Source organism: uncultured Salegentibacter sp. (assembly GCF_963972535.1).
In the GTDB taxonomy this organism is placed as follows: domain Bacteria; phylum Bacteroidota; class Bacteroidia; order Flavobacteriales; family Flavobacteriaceae; genus Salegentibacter.
Genome location: NZ_CAXAVR010000204.1, coordinates 1 through 1839 on the forward strand (window position 1 = coordinate 1; position 1839 = coordinate 1839).

Annotated in this window: 2 protein-coding genes; both read left to right on the forward strand. The window is 38.2% G+C overall.

Annotated features, from left to right (window positions below; genetic code table 11):
• The coding region (locus AACZ30_RS13820; RefSeq protein WP_339650098.1) for an alpha-L-arabinofuranosidase C-terminal domain-containing protein at positions 1-610 on the forward strand (610 nt) is incomplete at its 5' end.
• A 6-nt stretch (positions 611-616) separates the two neighbouring features.
• Positions 617-1839: beta-L-arabinofuranosidase domain-containing protein (locus AACZ30_RS13825; RefSeq protein ID WP_339650100.1), on the forward strand; the 1223-nt coding region annotated here is incomplete at its 3' end.

Below are 1839 nucleotides of genomic sequence, written 5' to 3' on the forward strand. Positions count from 1 at the left end.
AGATCTTGTAGTAGATGAATGGGGCGGCTGGTACGACGTTGAAGAAGGTACTAATCCCGGATTTTTATATCAGCAAAATACTATGAGAGACGCTATGATTGCCGGTACAACCTTAAACATTTTTAATAATCATAGTGGGAGGGTTAAAATGGCCAATTTGGCGCAAACTGTAAATGTTTTACAGGCAGTGGCGCTAACCGAAGGTGAAAAAATGATTCTTACGCCAACTTACCACGTATTTAAAATGTACACCGTACACCACGATGCGCAGTTATTACCCGTTGAGTTTGATTCTCCTGAATATACCTACAATGGCGAATCGTTGCCTGCAATTTCTGTTTCTGCTTCTAAAGATGAAACCGGAAATACCAATATTTCATTGGTAAATATTGATGCCAGTGCGGAACATAAAGTAGAAATAGATTTGGAAGGTTTAGATGTTAATAATATTGAAGCTGAAATCCTGAAATCAGGGAAAATCCAGGATCATAATACTTTTGATAATCCGGATAAAATAAATATTGCTGAATTTAAAGATTTTAAATTGAGAAAAGGCAAGTTAGAAGTTAGTCTGCCACCTTTTTCTGTAGTAGTATTATCGTCTAAATAATTTAAAATGAAATTTTCCTTTGCTGATTTGAAAATAACTCTTTTTAGCTTATTAGTTTGCCTGGCCTCAACATTCATGTTTGGCCAGCAAACCAAATTAGAAACTTTTAAGCTTCAGGATGTCAGCTTAGAAGAAGGTCCTTTTCGCAACGCGATGCTGGTTGACCTAGAGTATATTTTAGAATTAAACCCCGATAAACTTTTAGCACCTTTTTTACGTGAAGCGGGCTTAGACCCAAAGGCAGAAAGTTATACCAATTGGGAAAATTCAGGTTTAGATGGTCATATTGGGGGACATTACCTTACGGCACTTGCGCAAATGCAGGCTTCAGCGGGAAGTAAAAAAGCTGATTCTCTGCTGAATTATAGCTTAGACGAATTAGAAAGAGTTCAGCAAGCTAACGGCAATGGCTATATTGGTGGCGTTCCCGGAAGTAAAGAACTTTGGCGTGAAATTTCCAACGGTAATATTGATGCAGCAAGTTTTAGCTTAAACGGTAAATGGGTGCCATTATATAATATTCATAAAACCTACGCAGGACTTCGGGATGCTTATCAAATTGCGGGAAAATCTAAGGCCAAGGATATGTTGATCAGGTTTTCTGACTGGATGCTGCAGGTCACCAGCGGACTTTCAGAAGAACAAATTCAGGAATTATTGGTTTCAGAACACGGTGGTTTAAATGAAATTTTTGCAGATGTGGCCAAAATCACCGGTGAAGAAAAATACCTGGAGTTGGCCTATAAATTTTCACACCAAAAACTGCTAAAACCATTAGCCTCGAATAATGATATTCTAAATGGGATGCACGCCAATACGCAGATTCCTAAAATAATCGGTTTTGAAACAATTGCTTCTTTAGATAACAATAAAGATTTTCATAGTGCTGCAACTTATTTTTGGGATAACGTGGTCAATAAACGCTCGGTAGCCATTGGAGGAAATAGTGTTAGGGAGCATTTTCATCCTACTACAGATTTTTCTGAAATGATATCCAGCGAACAGGGACCTGAGACTTGCAACACCTATAATATGTTAAGGTTGAGCGAGAAATTGTTCCTCACTAACCCAAATGAAAAATATATAGATTATTATGAGGAGGCATTATATAATCATATTCTTTCTTCCCAGCATCCAGAAAAGGGAGGCTTTGTATATTTTACTCCAATGCGTCCCGGCCATTACCGGGTTTACTCCCAGCCGGAAACGAGTTTTTGGTGCTGTGTAGG